Source organism: Methylobacterium sp. R2-1 (assembly GCF_014191355.1).
Classification (GTDB): Bacteria; Pseudomonadota; Alphaproteobacteria; order Rhizobiales; family Beijerinckiaceae; genus Methylobacterium.
On the sequence record NZ_JACHWM010000009.1, the window covers coordinates 123,665 to 138,759 of the forward strand.

Below are 15,095 nucleotides of genomic sequence, written 5' to 3' on the forward strand. Positions count from 1 at the left end.
TCGGTCCGTAAAGGTTCGGGGCTGCCGCGAGCAGCCTCAACCACAAAGGACCAGATCCCATGTCAGCAGAGCTCCTTGCCGAGATCGAGGCCGTCGAGTGCGCCGTCGCGGGTGGTGCAGGCAGCAGACCCGGCGCAACCAACCTGTGGCGCGCCGGCCTCTACAATCGCGCTCGGCACCCTGGCACCTCGATGCCCCTTCCCAAGCTTGTCGGCCATGGGGCTCTCCTCGCCCGGTACCTCAGTGAGGAGATCCCCGGTGCGCTTGCTCAACGCGGCGGTCGCCGCCTCGCCGGGTGCTGCGGCTCGGCGCCCTGCACGTCGGCAGCTTGCCCCGTCTGCCGCTCTCTCGGCGACGCTTGGCTGGCTGGGACATGCCGACAACTGCTCGCAGCCAAGCCTCACGGCTGGATCGCTTTTGGCGGTATCATCTTGGACCAGGACCCCATCGCGGCGCTCGACGGCTACACCCCGAACCGGCTCGCCGATGAGTTCACCCGATCCCTGCGCCTCCTCGGCCTCGATCATTTGGCGTGGCACGGCCGCTTCGCCGTCTCGGCCCAGTCCTGCCAGGCAACGCATGAGGACAGCATCACGATCACCGTCGCCGCGGCGGCCACCACCGGCTCGTACCACGATCTCGCGGGCCGCTTCGACGAGCAGCCGCTTGAGTCACTCTTAAGCTTCCGTGCGGCAGCGGCGGTTGAGGCTGGAGGCGCCGGCATCGAAGACGCCTGCCGCATGACCCATCACATGTGGAATGTCCCGTCGGCGACTCAGCAGGGCTGCGCTCGCGTCTCCCAACTTGCGGCTCCTCTCACTCACGATCTACCGGGCGACCTGCGCGCGATTGAGTTGGAGCTGGCAATCGCCGCACACGTCGCCACCTGGGGATATCGCGACCTGCTGCTGCCTGCGTCGGCAGATCGGTTCGACCATCTGATTGGGTCGGATTGGTTGCCCGGCTGACGGGACGTCGGCTCTCAGCATGTCGGCGACAGTGCGACGGCAGTGATGGGCAACCCAGCGGATGAGGGCGGCTATGCGCCGATTTCGTTGAAAAACTCGGGATCGGCCCGAAGCAGCACCGCCAGCCGCGGTTTCAGGAGAAGATCCTACTTCCGGATTGCTCAGGATGCGCGGCTATCGTTGCATCGTATCTCTGGTAAGGAACAAACATTCTCCGGCAACCTGTGCTGGGCGACGCTTGGCGCAGGGCCCCGGAGTTTTTCAACAAAATCCGCCATGAGCAGACATTAGCCCACCGCCCGACAGCGGACATTCAGTTTCTGGTGAGTGGCCGTCCGGTATCGACCCATCCCTCAAGTTCGGAATGTCTGGTTCCGGGCGCATTTATGCATAATGATCCTGCCCGCCCGCGCCTGGACGCGCTGCCCCACTGATTATCGCCAAGCGACGCAACATCCTCCTGCATTTGCAGAGCAGAAACGCCAGAGAGATCGTAGGCCCACACCGGCAAGCTCCGAAGGCCTCAGCCGTGCGGATTAATCCGCGCTGCGGTAGGAAACGGGTAGGAACGAACGAATGAGAGTGCGGTTTGCCGTATTAGCCTTCGCCGTATTATCCACAGCATATTTCATGCTGTTCGGACAAGATCGAAGTTCGGAACTTGCGGATCGCCTCGTACGGGACGGAGTTGTGCGCCAGCTCGATCCAAACGAAACGCACGCCCTGACGAGCTTCATCGCGACACTTCTTAGGACCGAAGGTTCAAACGACTTGGTCGCCGTCAATCAGCTACATAAACCCGGACGCCTCAACGTCTATATAGTAAATTCGGACAAGTCCACCGTCGCTGCCATTCCAAAAGGGAACGCCGCCTACGTCTCGTCCTCGGATGTCATCTTCATAGATGCCTCCTACTTCCGCCTCGGCTCACGGAATGTGCTCGCCGTCGCGGAGAATGCGCTCGACGAGAACGTCCTAGCGCCCCTTCGCGTATACGCGTACTTCGTCCTGGCCCACGAACTCGGGCATCGGCAACTGCATCGCGGTTGGTGGAGTGCCCTGGCGCATTTGCGGGGCTCGAGCCGAGAGCTCGAAGCGGACGCTTTCGCCATCCGAGTTCTTCAGACGCTCTACTCGACCGAGACGCTTCGCCGGGCGGCGCACATCCCGGAGACCGTCTCCACTCTGAGCGGGTTCTTCGGTGACGTAACCCCATTGCAGCGCATCGTCGATCATCTGAGCGTCGCGGTTAGTTTCTTGGCCGACGAACTGTTCGACAGCCCGTTCCCGATCCTGTCCCAAACTAGGGACCATCCGGCCTTCCTCGGACGGTTCCAGTCGCTGTTAAAAGGACTCGGTGACGCTGCGAATGCTGCCGGCGACGAGGACGCGATCCGAAAAATGTCGGTCGCAAGGAGCGTCTTAGCCTCGACGACCTACCTCCTCGAGCTCAGGCCGTCCGAAATAGAGTTCAATAATCACTTCCAGTACGCCTACATCGACGGATCGAAGCTGCATGTTGTCGGAAGAGATAAGCAACCGATCCTAGCGCTCGACCTCGCCGAACTGCAACCGGGTCGGCAATATCGTCGAGTCATCCAGGACATGGGCGGCGAGCCGACTGCGCGGTACTCGTGGCCGGGACGGCCGGGCGAAACCATCACATTGCGCCGCGACGGTCGGCTCGTCGCCATAAAGGGTGAAACGGGTGACGTACTCTCCGAGGTAGATCTGCGAAGTAAGCTCGGCGACAACTCCTGCGTTAAGCAGTTCATTCTTCCGCCTCAACCAAGTGACTACGCCTACGCGACGTTTTGCGAAGCTGGAAGGGCCAGTGTCGCAATAATCGGGAAAGACGGCTCGATCCGACATCGACAGATCAAAGATCTCGTCACTGAGAGCAAGTCGATTGGCTTCGATATCCGTATATTGTTGCCGCGAACCTTCGATGTGGACGCGGCCGGGCGGCCGATGATCACTTTTTCCGTGGGCGGGGAAAACTACCGGCTGGCGCTCTCTCCGGAGCTCATCCCGCAAACCACTGTCCGCATGCTCTTGTCTGGCGAAGGGATCTGGCATACGCGTCGGGTAGGTCCCGCACAGCTCATCGAGAAGGCGACCGTTTCCGACGCAGCCGGCGAAGCTTTTTTCCTGACCGGCTCGCCAATCTTCCGAAACGTCGAGATGCATAGCGCTGAAAAGGCCGATACTGAGCCGCCAACGTCGGAAAAGCTAGGTCCGTCCGTCGGACGGGGGCCGGACACGCTCCCCATCGCAGCGTCTTATCCCATCGGCGACAACCGCGTTATAGTGAACCTCGTCGAGGGCGGCGCCTATCTCGCCGACTTCTCCAAAAAGCGGCTCAGCCCGATACGCCGTCAGAGCTTTGGACCCGGAGAGCAGATCGCGGCGAACATCGAGGGGGATTGGATCTACTATCGAAAATACGACCGGCGGGTTTTAGTTTTTAAGGGGGCGCGAAGTGGAAAATCGCACTAGTGTTCAGCTTTCGATCTTTTTGGCGGCCGCCGGTCTCGTATTTTGGGTTGTCTACGTCCTGAAGTTCATCCTCGGCGACTCACTGTTTCTGGCTGGAGCCGACGATACCAAGATCGGCGTTCAAATAGCGTTCGGAGTTTATGGCTACCTGACGCTTCTCGTGGGCGTCTTCGTCGGTGCCGTGTACCAAGAGATCAAGTCGCAGAAGGGCGCCGGGAACGTAGAAATTGCCATTGGCCCGTCGATCGGCCGGGCACTCCGTGGCGCAGACTTCTGGCTCGGCATTTTTGCCTCTCCCGTCGTTTACGCCGTGCTATTGCAGGCAGTGAACCTGGAGACGATCACGGCGAGCGGATTTGTGGGACTTACCCTCGTCGGCCTCCAAAACGGTTTCGTCTGCAACACCATCGCGGAGACGATCATCGGTGGGAAACCGAAACCGCTCGGCGTAGGCGGAACGTCGTGAGTGGCTTGAAATGGCGCCGCGGCTCGATCTCTGCGTGCAACCAAAGCGGTCGGCCCGCCCCAGTGGGATTCCGCCGCTTCGTGGGTGGACAGCCGGAGCGGGGAGCGTGAGGTGAAAGCTGCGCCTATGCGCGTGCGCTAGCGAATAGTCGGTAAGCAGCAGAACTCGGCTCTGGATCGCACCAACGAGTCCGAACAAGATCTCGCGGCGGAAAGGGCTGCGCGAAGTCTTGCAAAGCCCCCGCCGAGGCGCACTATAAATCGCCAGTCGCCACAGGACGTGCTTGCAATTAGGAATTATGTCCTGTATACATTGCTCGCCGCCTGCTGCGGCGCTAGTCCGTCAGGTGACATGATGAGCCCAGGCCCTCAACGACAGCGAACAAGGGCTTCTCATCGCCCCATTGGTCTCGACCGACCTCATAACAACTCTTGCACAACAGGCGGCCTCCGGGCCGCCTTCTTCATTTCAGGAGCCAGCCTTGCATCTTGATCCGTCTCCCGCCGTCGCAGCCTTCGCAGCACCGCCAGCCTTGGTGACGCCGGCTGCTCAAGTCGGCGCAGCACCCTCAGCCGTCATCCTATTCGGGCGTGACGAGCAGGGACGGCCCCATGCCTCGCGGTTTGACGGCAGCAACTTGGCCGGGGTGGAGGCGGCTGCCCGGCTGATGGGCCTGCACCTTGGCGTAGCCGATACGGCTGCGCTGCGCGACCTCGCCAACCGCTTTCCGGCTGGGCGCCTCTTTCCGAGTGGGAAAGGCTTCGTGCCTTTCGTGAAGGCCGACCTCTACGCCCGGCTGCTCGCGGCCACCGGCACACCCGACACGCCGATGCCCGGTAAGGCCGCAGGCAAGCCCGCTGATGCCCCTCCGCCCACCGGCGCGGGTTCGGGCGGCAAGGGCAGCCCGGATGCCCCCGGCGGTGCGCCCAAGGCGCCGAATGACTGGGCTGCCATCGGCATTGGCAGCACCGTGCTCGCCTGCCAGGGGCCGATGGAGGGCTGGTGGGAAGCAGTGGTGCTTTACACCAAGGCCAATGACGCGTTCGTGCTGCGCTGGCGCGACTTCCCCGATGACGGCGAGTTCACGCGGGCTCGCAAAGACCTTGCGCTGATGCCGCCCGGCTCGCGCGAGGGCCTGGGCTAGCGCTGTGGCAGTCCCATCCGTCGCCGCGCACTCGCATCAGGTGCGCGACCTCAACGATGCCTTCCGCCGGAGCTTCTCCAGCGGGCGGGTCGTGCTGACGGCTGGCGTAGTAGCCCTACCCGAGGCCACGCGCACTTCGCTCTTGGCGATGGTGCGAGACTTCGATGCCTTCGATGCCTTCGATGCCGACAACGATCCGCACCGGGAGCACGATTTCGGCGAGGTTGCATCCGGCGAGGTGCGCGCCTTCTGGAAGATCGACGCGTATGACCGGACGCTCACCTTCGCCTCGCCCGATTCGACTGACCCCGCCGTCACCGTGCGGGTGCTAACCGTCATGCTCGCCGAGGAGTACTGACGGTGGGTGGGCGCAAACTCTCTTCCGCTCGGGTGCCGACGCCCGGCCCCTGGGTGGTGCGAGGTGAAGCTGAGGCAGGAGCGGACGCACCCGCCAAGGTTCGCATGCTCGGGTTCGAGCCGGCGAACGAAGATCGACCGGGCGGCTTTGCGTACCTCGTCCGCCAGTATTGGCCGTTCGCGCCGGGCGAGTACCCGCCGTAGCTCGTGGTCGGCATCCAGCAACTCACCGACGCTCGGCTGATGACCACCGCGCTCGGGATGGCGGCGGCGCTGCTCATGCTTATGACCGCGCCCGACTCACCCCACCTCGACCTCGATCCGCAAACGCGAGCGGCGGTCACCACCGCTTGGAACGTGTTCGTACGAATCGCGCCGCACCTCAAGATCTGAAGCATTCATCGCGCCGCGCCAGGACAGCGGCCCATCACGACTACCCGACGACCGCAACAACGATGACGGCGAGCCGCCGAGTGGCGCAAGGCCATCGGTGCCCTCCGCCCTACCAATCCGCCGTGCCGGTACCTTGGCGCCACCGCCTGGGCGAACATCCACGAGGCCTGCACCGACTTCATCGAGCGCTTCGGCGCCGAGGCTGTGCGCATGGGCTGAACAACACCTCTGCTGTTCGGCGTTCATCCCGAGCACGGCACGCTGCTAGGGCTCTCGTCGCCTGAATGGCTCGCCAGTGCTGGCATTTCCTCGTTTCCGGGAGAGGAGCGGTGATGCTGCCGGATGCACAGCGGGATGAGCTGGAGCCGCTGATCGAGGAGTGTTGGCCGAAGGGCAAGACGCCACCCAAGGAGCTTCGACGTACGACCTCGGCAATCCTCTAGCGGCATCAGAACGGAGCCACGTGGCGATCCATCGCCGAGGAGTTGAGTCTCTGGTGGCAGGCGGCGCAGATCTTCATCCGTTGGGCTCGGGCTAGCGTCTTGGAACGGTTGCCCGACCGCGTGCAGGAACGCGGCGTCGCGCGGGGCATGACCTTCCTCGACGGCAGTAGGCCCAGATCGGCCACTAGCTGCTTGAGCTTAGGGTTTTCTTCCGCAAGCTGCTTCAACCGGCGCAGCTAACCCGTGCCCAGACCGGCACAGAGCTTTTCCAGCGGTGAAATATCTGCTTGGAGATGCCTGTCCGGCGCAGCACCACCACGACCGGCGTCCCGGTCTCGGCCTGCTTCAGCGCAAAGGCGATCTGCTCTTCGGTGAACCTGCTCTTCTTCACGGCTCCGCTCCTCCCGTTAGGGTCTCACAAAACCGGAAAACTCGCGCTCAGGCCGGACCAAAGCGACGGGGGACGCCAATGCGTGGTCAAGGTAACATTGCGCCGTGAAAATCGCTCGAATCCCCGTGGGGGCGGTAGATATTAGCGCAAATTTAAGCACGCAAAACCTACAATGCGATGGGCTTGCCTGGTCTGCTCAACGAATTGAGATCTAAATGAATACGCCTCGCTTTGTGGCGCTGCAATCGATCGGCAGCAAGCTCGTGATCTCGATTTTAACAGCTACTCTCGCTTCCGCAGGTGCTGTCGGGCTCGTGGGATACCAACAACTGCGGAGCTCCAACGACATCACCATTCAGGCGCTGCTACAGCAGCGCTATGAGTCTGTTACGGCTACGATGGCCGCTCAAGGGAAGCGAGCTCTTGGCGTGGGTCTGACCATAGCCAGCGACGACGCCGTCGTGCATGCATTCACGAAGAAGGATGCGGATTTTCTCGTTAAACGTTTCGAACCCATCGTTCCGGCGCTTCGCTCAGACGTTAATCTTAGCTTGCTTAGCTTTCACCTGCCTTCGGGAATCAACCTCGCACGAGTGCACGCACCCACAGTGCGCGGTGACGACGTTCTCCAGCGGCGCTCCATGGTTCGCGACGCGATCCAGACGGGCAAGACTATGACTGGGATCGAGCCTGGTCGCGGCAATGTTTCTATTTTTGCGAGCATTCCGACGTTCGACAAAGGCGTTTTGGTCGGCATCACCGATGTGGGTGCGCCCCTAAACCAAGAATTCCTTACTGAGTTGAAGCACCGCTTCGGCGTGGACGTCGCGGTGCATGCTTGGGTCGAGGGCAAATTCGAAACGCTCGGCGCAACCTTCGCCGAGAAGAAACTTCTCGAACCAAGCGACTATCAAACTGCCTTGACAGCCGCGACCCCCTTGAAAGAGCTCCGCCTCAACGACCATCCCGTTGCGGTTCTTGCCGCGCCGCTGCGAAACTATTCGGGCCAGGCTATCGGCACGGTTGAGGTTGCCTATGACATCTCGGGCTTAGTTGCCGCCCGCAACCGAGCAATCCTGATGTTGCTCACCGTGCTTGGGCTTGTGTCCGCGGGGGCCGTTGCAATTGCCATGCTTCTAACCCGACATCTCGGAAACCCGATTAAGGCTCTAAATGCAACTATGTCTTCCTTGGCCGGCGGATCACTCGCCAACACAGTGCCATCGACGGCTAGGAGTGACGAAATCGGGGCCATGGCGCGCTCCGTCGAAGTTTTCCGCTCCAACATGATTGCACAGCGGCAACTTGAGTCAGATCAGGAGATTTCACGCGAAGCAAAGGTGCGGCAGGCGGAGAGACTCGACGTGCTTATCCGTGGCTTTGAGGCCTCTGCTGGCAGCATCGTTAACATGGTCACTTCGGCTGCGACTGAGCTGCAGATTACGGCAAGGAGCATGGCGGGCACCGCCACTCACACCGCCAGCCAATCCACTGCGGCAGCCGCCGCTGCAGGACAGGCAGCCTCAAACGTCAATACCGTTGCGGCTGCTGCTGAGGAACTTGGCTCCTCCGTTCAGGAGATCGGCCGGCAGGTAAGCGGGTCCGCGGCGTTGGCACAAGCCGCTGTTGAGGAAGCAGCAGAAACCGCGTCGCTTGTAGAAGAGCTGAACGGTGCCGTGAGCAAGATTGGTGACGTCGTGACGATGATTACCACGATTGCGGGTCAGACCAACCTCCTCGCGCTCAACGCAACGATTGAGGCGGCACGGGCCGGCGAAGCAGGCAGGGGTTTCGCAGTCGTAGCCGCTGAGGTGAAGGAGCTCGCCAATCAAACTGCGCGAGCCACTGAAGAAATTAGTGGGCACATTGGTAAAATTCAGGGCTCGACAGGTCAGGCCGTATCGGCCATTAGCAGCATCACAGCGCGTGTCCAGCAGATTAGTGGAGTGGCCGCGAGTATCGCTGCTGCAGTAGAGCAGCAGGGTGCGGCGACACAGGAGATCGTGCGCAATGTGGCTCAGGCCGCGATGGGCACGAGCGAGGTGACATCAAATATTGCAGGCGTGGCTGGTGCAACCGAAGACACAGGAGCTGCTGCGGATCAGGTCCTGCGGGCGGCTGGCGAATTGACGGTACAGTCAGAGCACCTCAGTGCGGAGGTTGACCGCTTTCTTGCAGAGGTTCAGGCAGCCTGAATCTGCCAGCGGCGTCACAGCTCAGTGAACTATTAGCGCTGGGGCTACTGTGCCCCGGTGTTAGGTGTTTGATCCCGCGGTTTGGCGGTATGTTTGACCACCATGCAGCGAGGGATGCGCAATGAGCCAAGTTCTTCACGGCAGCGCCCGCACGACAGAGGCAGTCCGTCGCGCGATACAGGTTGGGACGGCCCGCCACTTCGCGCCGTTCGTGCACCGCCAGATGATGACCTCAACCGTGCGCAGCAGATCAGAGGGCAGCACCTTGGCATGGGGTGGCAGGCTTCGACGAGGGGCTCCAACTCCGCCCATTGCGCGTCCGTCAACACCGCCACAACTGATCCTCCGCCGCTCACCTCGGCATAGGTGGGTGAACGGCGCGGGTGAGGGCGTTCAGGGCAGGAGATAGCCGATGGCCCAGACGTCGCTCCACTTCGGAGGCGGCCAGCCGAGCAGATGAGCAAGGAGGCTGTAGGCGCTGACCAGCCCGAGCAAGGCGAGCAGGCCGCAGATCAACGCCAGACCGACGTGTGACGCGCTCAACCAGACCACCGCCCCCACACAGAGCGACGCTGTCACCATCATGAGCCCGGCCAAGCCGTTCCTGGTCTCCGCTCTCATGCCACTCCACCTGACCTCGTTTGGGGTCACCAAGGCCGACGGCGAGCATAACCCAAACCGGCCCAGACGCTAACAGGGCCTAGCACTACCTGGGCACTTTGAGGGGCGGTGGGCGTTCTTATCCTGTGGTGGCACTGCGGGAGACGGACATGGGCGAGAGATCGTCGGGGCCGGACCTCGATGTATGGCTGGCCCCGTTTCTGGCTGCGATGGGGCGCAAGACGCGGCGGACCTGGGCGCCGCTGTACCTGCGCGGTCTGCTCGGTCCGGGTGATCGCAAGAGCCTGCAGCCGATGGCGGCCCGCCTCGGATTGCCGGGCCACGACCAACTGCAACACTTCATCGCCAGCCCGGCCTGGGACGACAGCCCGCTCTGGACAGAGTTGGCTCGCTCCGCGGACCGGCTGGTCGGCGGATTCGATGCCTGCCTGGTGATTGACGACACGGCCCTGCCGAAGAAGGGCACGCACTCGGTGGGCGTGGCGCGCCAGTACTGTGGGGCGCTCGGCAAGAAGGCCAATTGCCAGTCGCTCGTCTCCCTCACCCTGGCGCGGGGCGAGGTGCCCGTGCCGGTCGCCCTGCGCCTGTTCCTGCCGGAGGAGTGGCTCGCTGACCCGAAGCGGTGTGAGAGGGCGGGCGTACCCGAAGCGGCGGTCGTGCCGCAGAGCAAGGGCGAGATCGCGCTCTGCGAACTCGACCGCCTGCGAACCGAGGGCATCCGCTTCGGTGTGGTGCTGGCCGATGCCGGCTATGGCTGTAGCGCTGTGTTCCGGCATGGCCTCGACGCGCGCGGAATGGCCTGGGGCGGTGGGCATCGCCCGGAACCAGAAGGTCTACGATCCCGGCGTGCGGCTGGTGGAGCCGGGCGGGCGGGCGCGCAAACCCGTGCCGGATTAAGAGCCGCGGGAGGCCGAGGCGGTTCTGGCCGCGCTGCCCTGGCGGCGCGTGACGTGGCGGCAGGGCACGAAGGGCGCGCTCTCGGCCCGGTTCGCCATGACACGCGTGCGGGTGGGCGACGGCCCGGTCTGGGCCAACAACCGCCATCTGCCGGGCGACGAGGTCTGGTTGGTGGGCGAGTGGCGCGCTTCGGGCGAGCGCAAGTTCTACCTGTCCAACCTGCCGCCCCGCACGACCCGGCGGGCCCTGGCCGGCACGATCAAGGCGCGCTGGGTCTGCGAGCAGGCCCACCAGCAGCTCAAGGAGGAACTCGGCCTCGACCACTTCGAGGGCCGCTCCTGGACCGGCCTGCACCGGCACGCGCTGATGACGTGCATCGCCTGCGCCTACCTGCAGCATCTGCGCCTTGCTCGGCCCGAACGAGCGGGTCGGGGGGAAAAAGGTGGCCGGCCTACCGGGACCGCCGCCGTCTCCAAGCCTGCCGGCGGTGCGTCAGGCCATCATCGGCCGGCTGTTCGTCGGCCTCATCCCGCCCATGCGATGCCCGCACTGTCGGCGCCGCTTCCGGCTGCCGTCTGACCTCAAAGTGCCCAGGTAGTGCTAGAGCGGGATCCGATCAGATTGCATGTTCGCCGAGGAAGCTGCCGCGAACTGACAAGCAATGCGGCGTGTCGTCTTTCAAAGTGCGGGCTGAAGGCAGGCACACTCGATTCAAGTTGAACTGGCAAGGGCCATATGCCTCTCTCCCTCTGGGCGTACTTGGAGCTGTGGCTGGTCGGGCAGCCGGAATGCTCGCTTCAGCCCGCAACCATAACGTGTCCTTCACTGCAATTGAACACCCACTTTTCACCCCATCTGGACCTTTGGATTCGGCGGCTCGAATGTCCACAAGGGGTGGGAAGCAGTCATTCGCCCGACGCGGTGAGCGGCCGGACATGACCCTTCTCGGAGCTTGTTCCCGCGAGCTTCGCTGAACACGATCCCGCCTGACAAACTCAGTCACTTGGAGGCAGCTATAAAGCCTCCTAAGGTCTGCCTGGGCAGCCGCTTCGCGCCCATGCGAGTAGGCGAGTATGTCCGTGTCAGGAGCCCACGACAGCACCCTCGTCACCCTCTCGATCCTCATCGCGACGGTCGCCTCCTACACCGCTCTTGATCTCGCAGGCCGCATCCGGGCCGCGACGGGCTGGGCGGCGCACGCATGGCTCGCGACCGCAGCCCTGGCCATGGGTGGCGGCATCTGGGCCATGCACTTCGTCGCCATGCTCGCCTTCAGCATGCCGGGCATGGAGGCGCACTACGACCTCAGCCTCACGCTCCTCTCCCTGATCGTGCCTGTCGCAGTCACCGGGATCGGCTTTGCCGTCGTGAACCGGCCCAGGAGGAGCCGCTTCGCTCTCGCTGCAAGCGGCCTACTCATGGGTATCGGCATCGCGTCCATGCACTACACCGGCATGGCCGCAATGCATGTGCCCGCCTCCCTGCGCTACGACGCGCTGTGGGTGGCCGTCTCGATCCTGATCGCGGTCGGAGCCTCGACCATCGCGCTCTGGCTGGCCTTCAAGAACACGGGGCTGGTGCAAAAGCTCGTGGCCGCAGGTGTGATGGGCGTTGCGGTCTCGGGCATGCACTACACGGCCATGTATGCCGCCTCCTTCACCGCTCACGGCGTGACTGACGGCGGGCACGGCTATGCAAGCATCGGCCAGACGAACCTCGCCCTTGCCGTCGCCGCCACCACGTTCCTGATCCTGTTCCTCTCGCTGATCGCGGCCATGTTCGACCGCCGCTTTGCTGTGCTCGCTGAACGAGAGGCCGTAGCCTTGCGCCGGAGCGAGGAGCAGTTCCGGGCGCTCTACCGCAAGACGCCGCTGCCGCTGCACGCCCTCGATGCCGAGGGCCGTGTCGAGGAGGTCAGTGACGCTTGGCTCGACCTTCTCGGCTACCCGCGCGAGAGCGTTGTGGGTCGCCCCTTGATCAACTTCATGAATGAGGAGTCAGCGCGCCGCCGCGTTCAGGCGGATTGGCCCAAGCTCCTGGCGAGCGGCGCGCTTCGCGACGCCGAGTACCGCTTCGTGACCCATCGCGGCGAGCCCCTTGACGTTCTCCTATCCTCGCAAGTCGAGCGCGACGCGCAGGGCGGGTTCCTGCGCGCGCTTGGCGGCATCGTCGATGTGACCGCCAGACGACGTGCGGAGGAGGCGCTGCGGCAGGCCCAGAAGATGGAGGCTGTTGGACGCCTAACCGGCGGCATCGCGCACGACTTCAACAACCTGCTTGCCGTGGTGATTGCCAATCTCGACCTCCTGCGCAAGCGCCTGCCCGACGACCCCAGGCTCACGCGCCTTGTCGAGCACGCGATCCAAGGGGCTGAGCGCGGAGCCTCGTTGACGCAGCGCATGCTGTCCTTTGCACGGCGGCAGAGTCTGAAGCCCGAGCCAGTCTGTCCTCCTGATCTTGTGCGAGGCATGGAGGACCTGCTTCGCCGTTCCATCGGCCCGCAGGTGCAGATCGAGACGCACTTCCCTCTGGGCTTGCCCTACGCCTATGCGGACGCCAACCAGCTTGAACTGGCGCTGTTGAACCTCGTCGTGAACGCGAGGGACGCCATGCCCAATGGCGGCACTATCACGATTGGCGGGCGCGAGCAGACGGTTGGAGCAGAACAGGTGCGCGGTCTCTCGCCGGGCAAGTACGTCTGCCTCTGGGTATCGGACACGGGCACGGGCATGGATGTGGCCACGCTGGGGCAAGCGATGGAGCCGTTCTTCACGACGAAGGGCGTGGGCAAGGGAACGGGCCTCGGGCTGTCCATGGTGCATGGCCTTGCCGAGCAGTCTGGTGGAGCCCTGGTCCTCAAGAGCCGCGTGGGCGCGGGCACGACCGCTGAGGTTTGGCTTCCAGTTGCCGAGACCAGAGAGGAGACCGACGAGGTCGCGGCTGACGCGGTCCAGAAGGTTGGTGCAGCGACGCGCTCGCTGACAGTTCTGGCGGTCGATGATGACGCACTTGTCCTGGCGAACACAGCGGCGATGCTGGACGACCTCGGGCATGTGGTACTCGAAGCCTCGTCCGGAGAGGAGGCGCTGACCTTCTTGCGAAGAGGTCGCAAGGTCGATCTCGTGATCACAGATTACGCCATGCCGGGCATGACGGGCCAGCATCTCGCGGAGGCGATCAGGGCTGAGTGGCCGCGCATCCCGATCCTACTTGCGACGGGCTATGCGGAGGTGGCGCAGGACAGCCACCTTGCGCTGCCTCGGCTGAACAAGCCCTACCAACAAGCCGATCTCGCTAACGCGGTCGCGGACTGCCTCAAGCATGAGGACGGAGCAGATCGGGTTGTCGCGTTCCGGCCCGTGCGGGGCGGGTGAACCTAACTACTTTTGGCTGAACAGGCGCACTGGTCGGCTATCAAGAGCGCGACCGCTTCTAAGCGCACGGCCAGAGTTCGCTTTCTGGTGCGAAGCCGTCCCAAGCCGGACTTCCGCAAAGGGTGGAGAGCGGACCTTTCAAAAGTCTTGGCAATCAACGCTGTCCACGGTTGGCATAAAGGTATCTATGGCGGCTCAACTGCTCGACGGCACGCCCTTCAACAATCGGTTGTTTTATATTGCAAGTTTCATTTGTATGGATAAAAGAACCATCGTCTAATCGTGCAAAATTATCTTGCACGACTATGCTGCTCGGAGGAGGGCGTCGTGCAAGGCGCAAGTGAAATGCCAATCCTTCAACTGCAATACTCGAGCGCTTGCGTTCAGGAAAAGAATCAAACCCTGCTTTACACTCAGACGGATTAACGATCCCCTCGTTTATACAAACATCGATACTAGAATATACAGCGATCGGCTGACACGGTCGAAAGCCAACTCCACCAGTGTAGGGCACAACACCAAGATATAGATATGAAAACAAGACCACGCTCGCGATCAGGGACCAGCCAAGGAACGCTTTGAGGAAATCGCTCTCAGAATGGTCTTCCATGGTGAGTTCGAGGCCGCCGCCTGCGCCGAGAACGAGCACTTGCGCATCGTTCGGCGCACGCTCTGCCAGAAGTAGCCCTGCCATACGTTGTAGGTCGGCGTAGCCGGGTACCATCCGCTGCGGATTTTCAGCGTAACGGGCTACAGGCTGCGGATCGGAGAATGCATCCATGCGCAACGGTAACACGGCGCGCGGGCAATGGTGGGAGAGCCATGTGGGTTCGTCGCGCGTTTTGTCCCTCGTGCTGGCAGGCTTGGCCTCAGCGGCGAGCGTTCCCTTTGTCGCTGTCGCGGTCGTCACCCTTCTCGTCGTCGCGTCCGCCGTTGATGGTTGGGACAGCCACGCAGCGCTCGGGGTGATAATCCTGGCGGGAGAGACTGTTCGCGGCGTCGGAAACGTCGCATGGCCGGTCGTCGGGATGTCGTTCGTTCTGTTCCCGATCGTAGCCGTTCTGACACGAGATCGGCCGTGGTTTCGATCCACCATCTTGCCGAGTATCGGAGCGACGGCTGGTGCGGTGATCGCTTCCGATCTCACCTACTTTTCAACAACGTATCTCGGGGCTGTAGCGGGTCTGATCGCGGGTTTCGCCTTCGCTTTCGTCGTGCGAGGCGAGGGAGAGTGAGGCTGTTTCATACGAAACAGTCTCACCGGAGTAGTAGTGCCGGGCTCGTGCGGGCCGCTCTCGTGCACTTGGCGCACCTTTCAAGCTTCGGCTCGAACTCCGCCTTCCTATA

Annotated in this window: 12 protein-coding genes and 4 pseudogenes; 11 read left to right on the forward strand and 5 right to left on the reverse strand. The window is 62.9% G+C overall.

Annotated features, from left to right (window positions below):
* Window positions 1-62 precede the first annotated feature (62 nt).
* Window positions 63-218, reverse strand: coding sequence for a hypothetical protein (locus tag FHU13_RS14200; RefSeq protein ID WP_183436525.1), 156 nt, complete (start codon window positions 216-218; stop codon window positions 63-65).
* Between the two features lie 213 nt (window positions 219-431).
* On the opposite strand from FHU13_RS14200, the gene FHU13_RS14205 reads away from it, so the two are divergent.
* From FHU13_RS14205 to FHU13_RS14235, 7 genes and pseudogenes are all read left to right on the forward strand, one after another.
* The gene (locus FHU13_RS14205) at window positions 432-968 is read left to right on the forward strand and encodes a hypothetical protein (RefSeq protein WP_183436526.1); all 537 of its coding nucleotides are present in this window, start codon (window positions 432-434) and stop codon (window positions 966-968) included.
* Window positions 969-1,658: 690 nt separating this feature from the next.
* Window positions 1,659-3,467 (forward strand): hypothetical protein, encoded by a 1,809-nt coding sequence (locus FHU13_RS14210; protein ID WP_183436527.1) that lies wholly within the window; start codon window positions 1,659-1,661, stop codon window positions 3,465-3,467.
* Window positions 3,451-3,933, forward strand: a complete 483-nt coding sequence (locus tag FHU13_RS14215) for a hypothetical protein (protein WP_183436528.1) — start codon at window positions 3,451-3,453, stop codon at window positions 3,931-3,933. The genes FHU13_RS14210 and FHU13_RS14215 overlap by 17 nt, the downstream gene beginning before the upstream one ends.
* Before the next feature lie 481 nt (window positions 3,934-4,414).
* Window positions 4,415-5,077: a hypothetical protein gene (locus FHU13_RS14220; protein ID WP_246714660.1), complete on the forward strand. Its 663-nt coding sequence runs from the start codon at window positions 4,415-4,417 to the stop codon at window positions 5,075-5,077.
* Between the two features lie 4 nt (window positions 5,078-5,081).
* Window positions 5,082-5,435 (forward strand): DUF3768 domain-containing protein, encoded by a 354-nt coding sequence (locus FHU13_RS14225; RefSeq protein ID WP_183436529.1) that lies wholly within the window; start codon window positions 5,082-5,084, stop codon window positions 5,433-5,435.
* 242 nt (window positions 5,436-5,677) lie between these two features.
* Window positions 5,678-5,827: a hypothetical protein gene (locus FHU13_RS14230; RefSeq protein ID WP_210287644.1), complete on the forward strand. Its 150-nt coding sequence runs from the start codon at window positions 5,678-5,680 to the stop codon at window positions 5,825-5,827.
* A 332-nt stretch (window positions 5,828-6,159) separates the two neighbouring features.
* A pseudogene (locus tag FHU13_RS14235) lies at window positions 6,160-6,450 on the forward strand (transposase); the annotation flags it as partial.
* Here the strand turns inward: FHU13_RS14235 and FHU13_RS14240 are convergent.
* Window positions 6,438-6,661, reverse strand: a pseudogene (locus FHU13_RS14240) (transposase); the annotation flags it as partial. The pseudogenes FHU13_RS14235 and FHU13_RS14240 sit on opposite strands and share 13 nt — an antisense overlap.
* 215 nt (window positions 6,662-6,876) lie before the next feature.
* On the opposite strand from FHU13_RS14240, the gene FHU13_RS14245 reads away from it, so the two are divergent.
* Window positions 6,877-8,856 (forward strand): methyl-accepting chemotaxis protein, encoded by a 1,980-nt coding sequence (locus tag FHU13_RS14245; RefSeq protein ID WP_183436531.1) that lies wholly within the window; start codon window positions 6,877-6,879, stop codon window positions 8,854-8,856.
* A gap of 183 nt (window positions 8,857-9,039) precedes the next feature.
* Here FHU13_RS14245 and FHU13_RS27755 read toward each other — a convergent pair.
* Window positions 9,040-9,185: pseudogene (locus tag FHU13_RS27755) on the reverse strand (transposase); the annotation flags it as partial.
* A gap of 64 nt (window positions 9,186-9,249) precedes the next feature.
* Complete coding sequence (locus FHU13_RS14250; RefSeq protein ID WP_183436532.1) at window positions 9,250-9,477, reverse strand: hypothetical protein; 228 nt, start codon at window positions 9,475-9,477, stop codon at window positions 9,250-9,252.
* Between the two features lie 149 nt (window positions 9,478-9,626).
* Between FHU13_RS14250 and FHU13_RS14255 the strand changes: the two are divergent.
* A pseudogene (locus FHU13_RS14255) lies at window positions 9,627-10,953 on the forward strand (IS701 family transposase).
* 494 nt (window positions 10,954-11,447) lie between these two features.
* Window positions 11,448-13,748, forward strand: a complete 2,301-nt coding sequence (locus FHU13_RS14260; protein ID WP_183436533.1) for an MHYT domain-containing protein — start codon at window positions 11,448-11,450, stop codon at window positions 13,746-13,748.
* A 154-nt stretch (window positions 13,749-13,902) separates the two neighbouring features.
* On the opposite strand, the gene FHU13_RS27760 is transcribed toward FHU13_RS14260, so the two are convergent.
* Window positions 13,903-14,529 carry a hypothetical protein gene (locus FHU13_RS27760; protein ID WP_246714661.1) on the reverse strand — a complete coding sequence of 209 codons (627 nt, stop codon included), beginning with the start codon at window positions 14,527-14,529 and terminating at the stop codon, window positions 13,903-13,905.
* On the opposite strand from FHU13_RS27760, the gene FHU13_RS14270 reads away from it, so the two are divergent.
* Window positions 14,528-14,983, forward strand: a complete 456-nt coding sequence (locus tag FHU13_RS14270) for a hypothetical protein (protein ID WP_183436534.1) — start codon at window positions 14,528-14,530, stop codon at window positions 14,981-14,983. The genes FHU13_RS27760 and FHU13_RS14270 overlap by 2 nt on opposite strands.
* Window positions 14,984-15,095 lie beyond the last annotated feature (112 nt).

Coding starts and splice junctions, on each gene's coding strand:
- FHU13_RS14200 (WP_183436525.1), bottom strand. CDS start 218: ATGGCCGACAAGCTTGGGAAGGGGCATCGAGGTGCCAGGGTGCCGAGC.
- FHU13_RS14230 (WP_210287644.1), top strand. CDS start 5,678: ATGACCACCGCGCTCGGGATGGCGGCGGCGCTGCTCATGCTTATGACC.
- FHU13_RS14245 (WP_183436531.1), top strand. CDS start 6,877: ATGAATACGCCTCGCTTTGTGGCGCTGCAATCGATCGGCAGCAAGCTC.
- FHU13_RS14250 (WP_183436532.1), bottom strand. CDS start 9,477: ATGAGAGCGGAGACCAGGAACGGCTTGGCCGGGCTCATGATGGTGACA.
- FHU13_RS14260 (WP_183436533.1), top strand. CDS start 11,448: ATGTCCGTGTCAGGAGCCCACGACAGCACCCTCGTCACCCTCTCGATC.
- FHU13_RS14270 (WP_183436534.1), top strand. CDS start 14,528: ATGCGCAACGGTAACACGGCGCGCGGGCAATGGTGGGAGAGCCATGTG.
- FHU13_RS27760 (WP_246714661.1), bottom strand. CDS start 14,529: ATGGATGCATTCTCCGATCCGCAGCCTGTAGCCCGTTACGCTGAAAAT.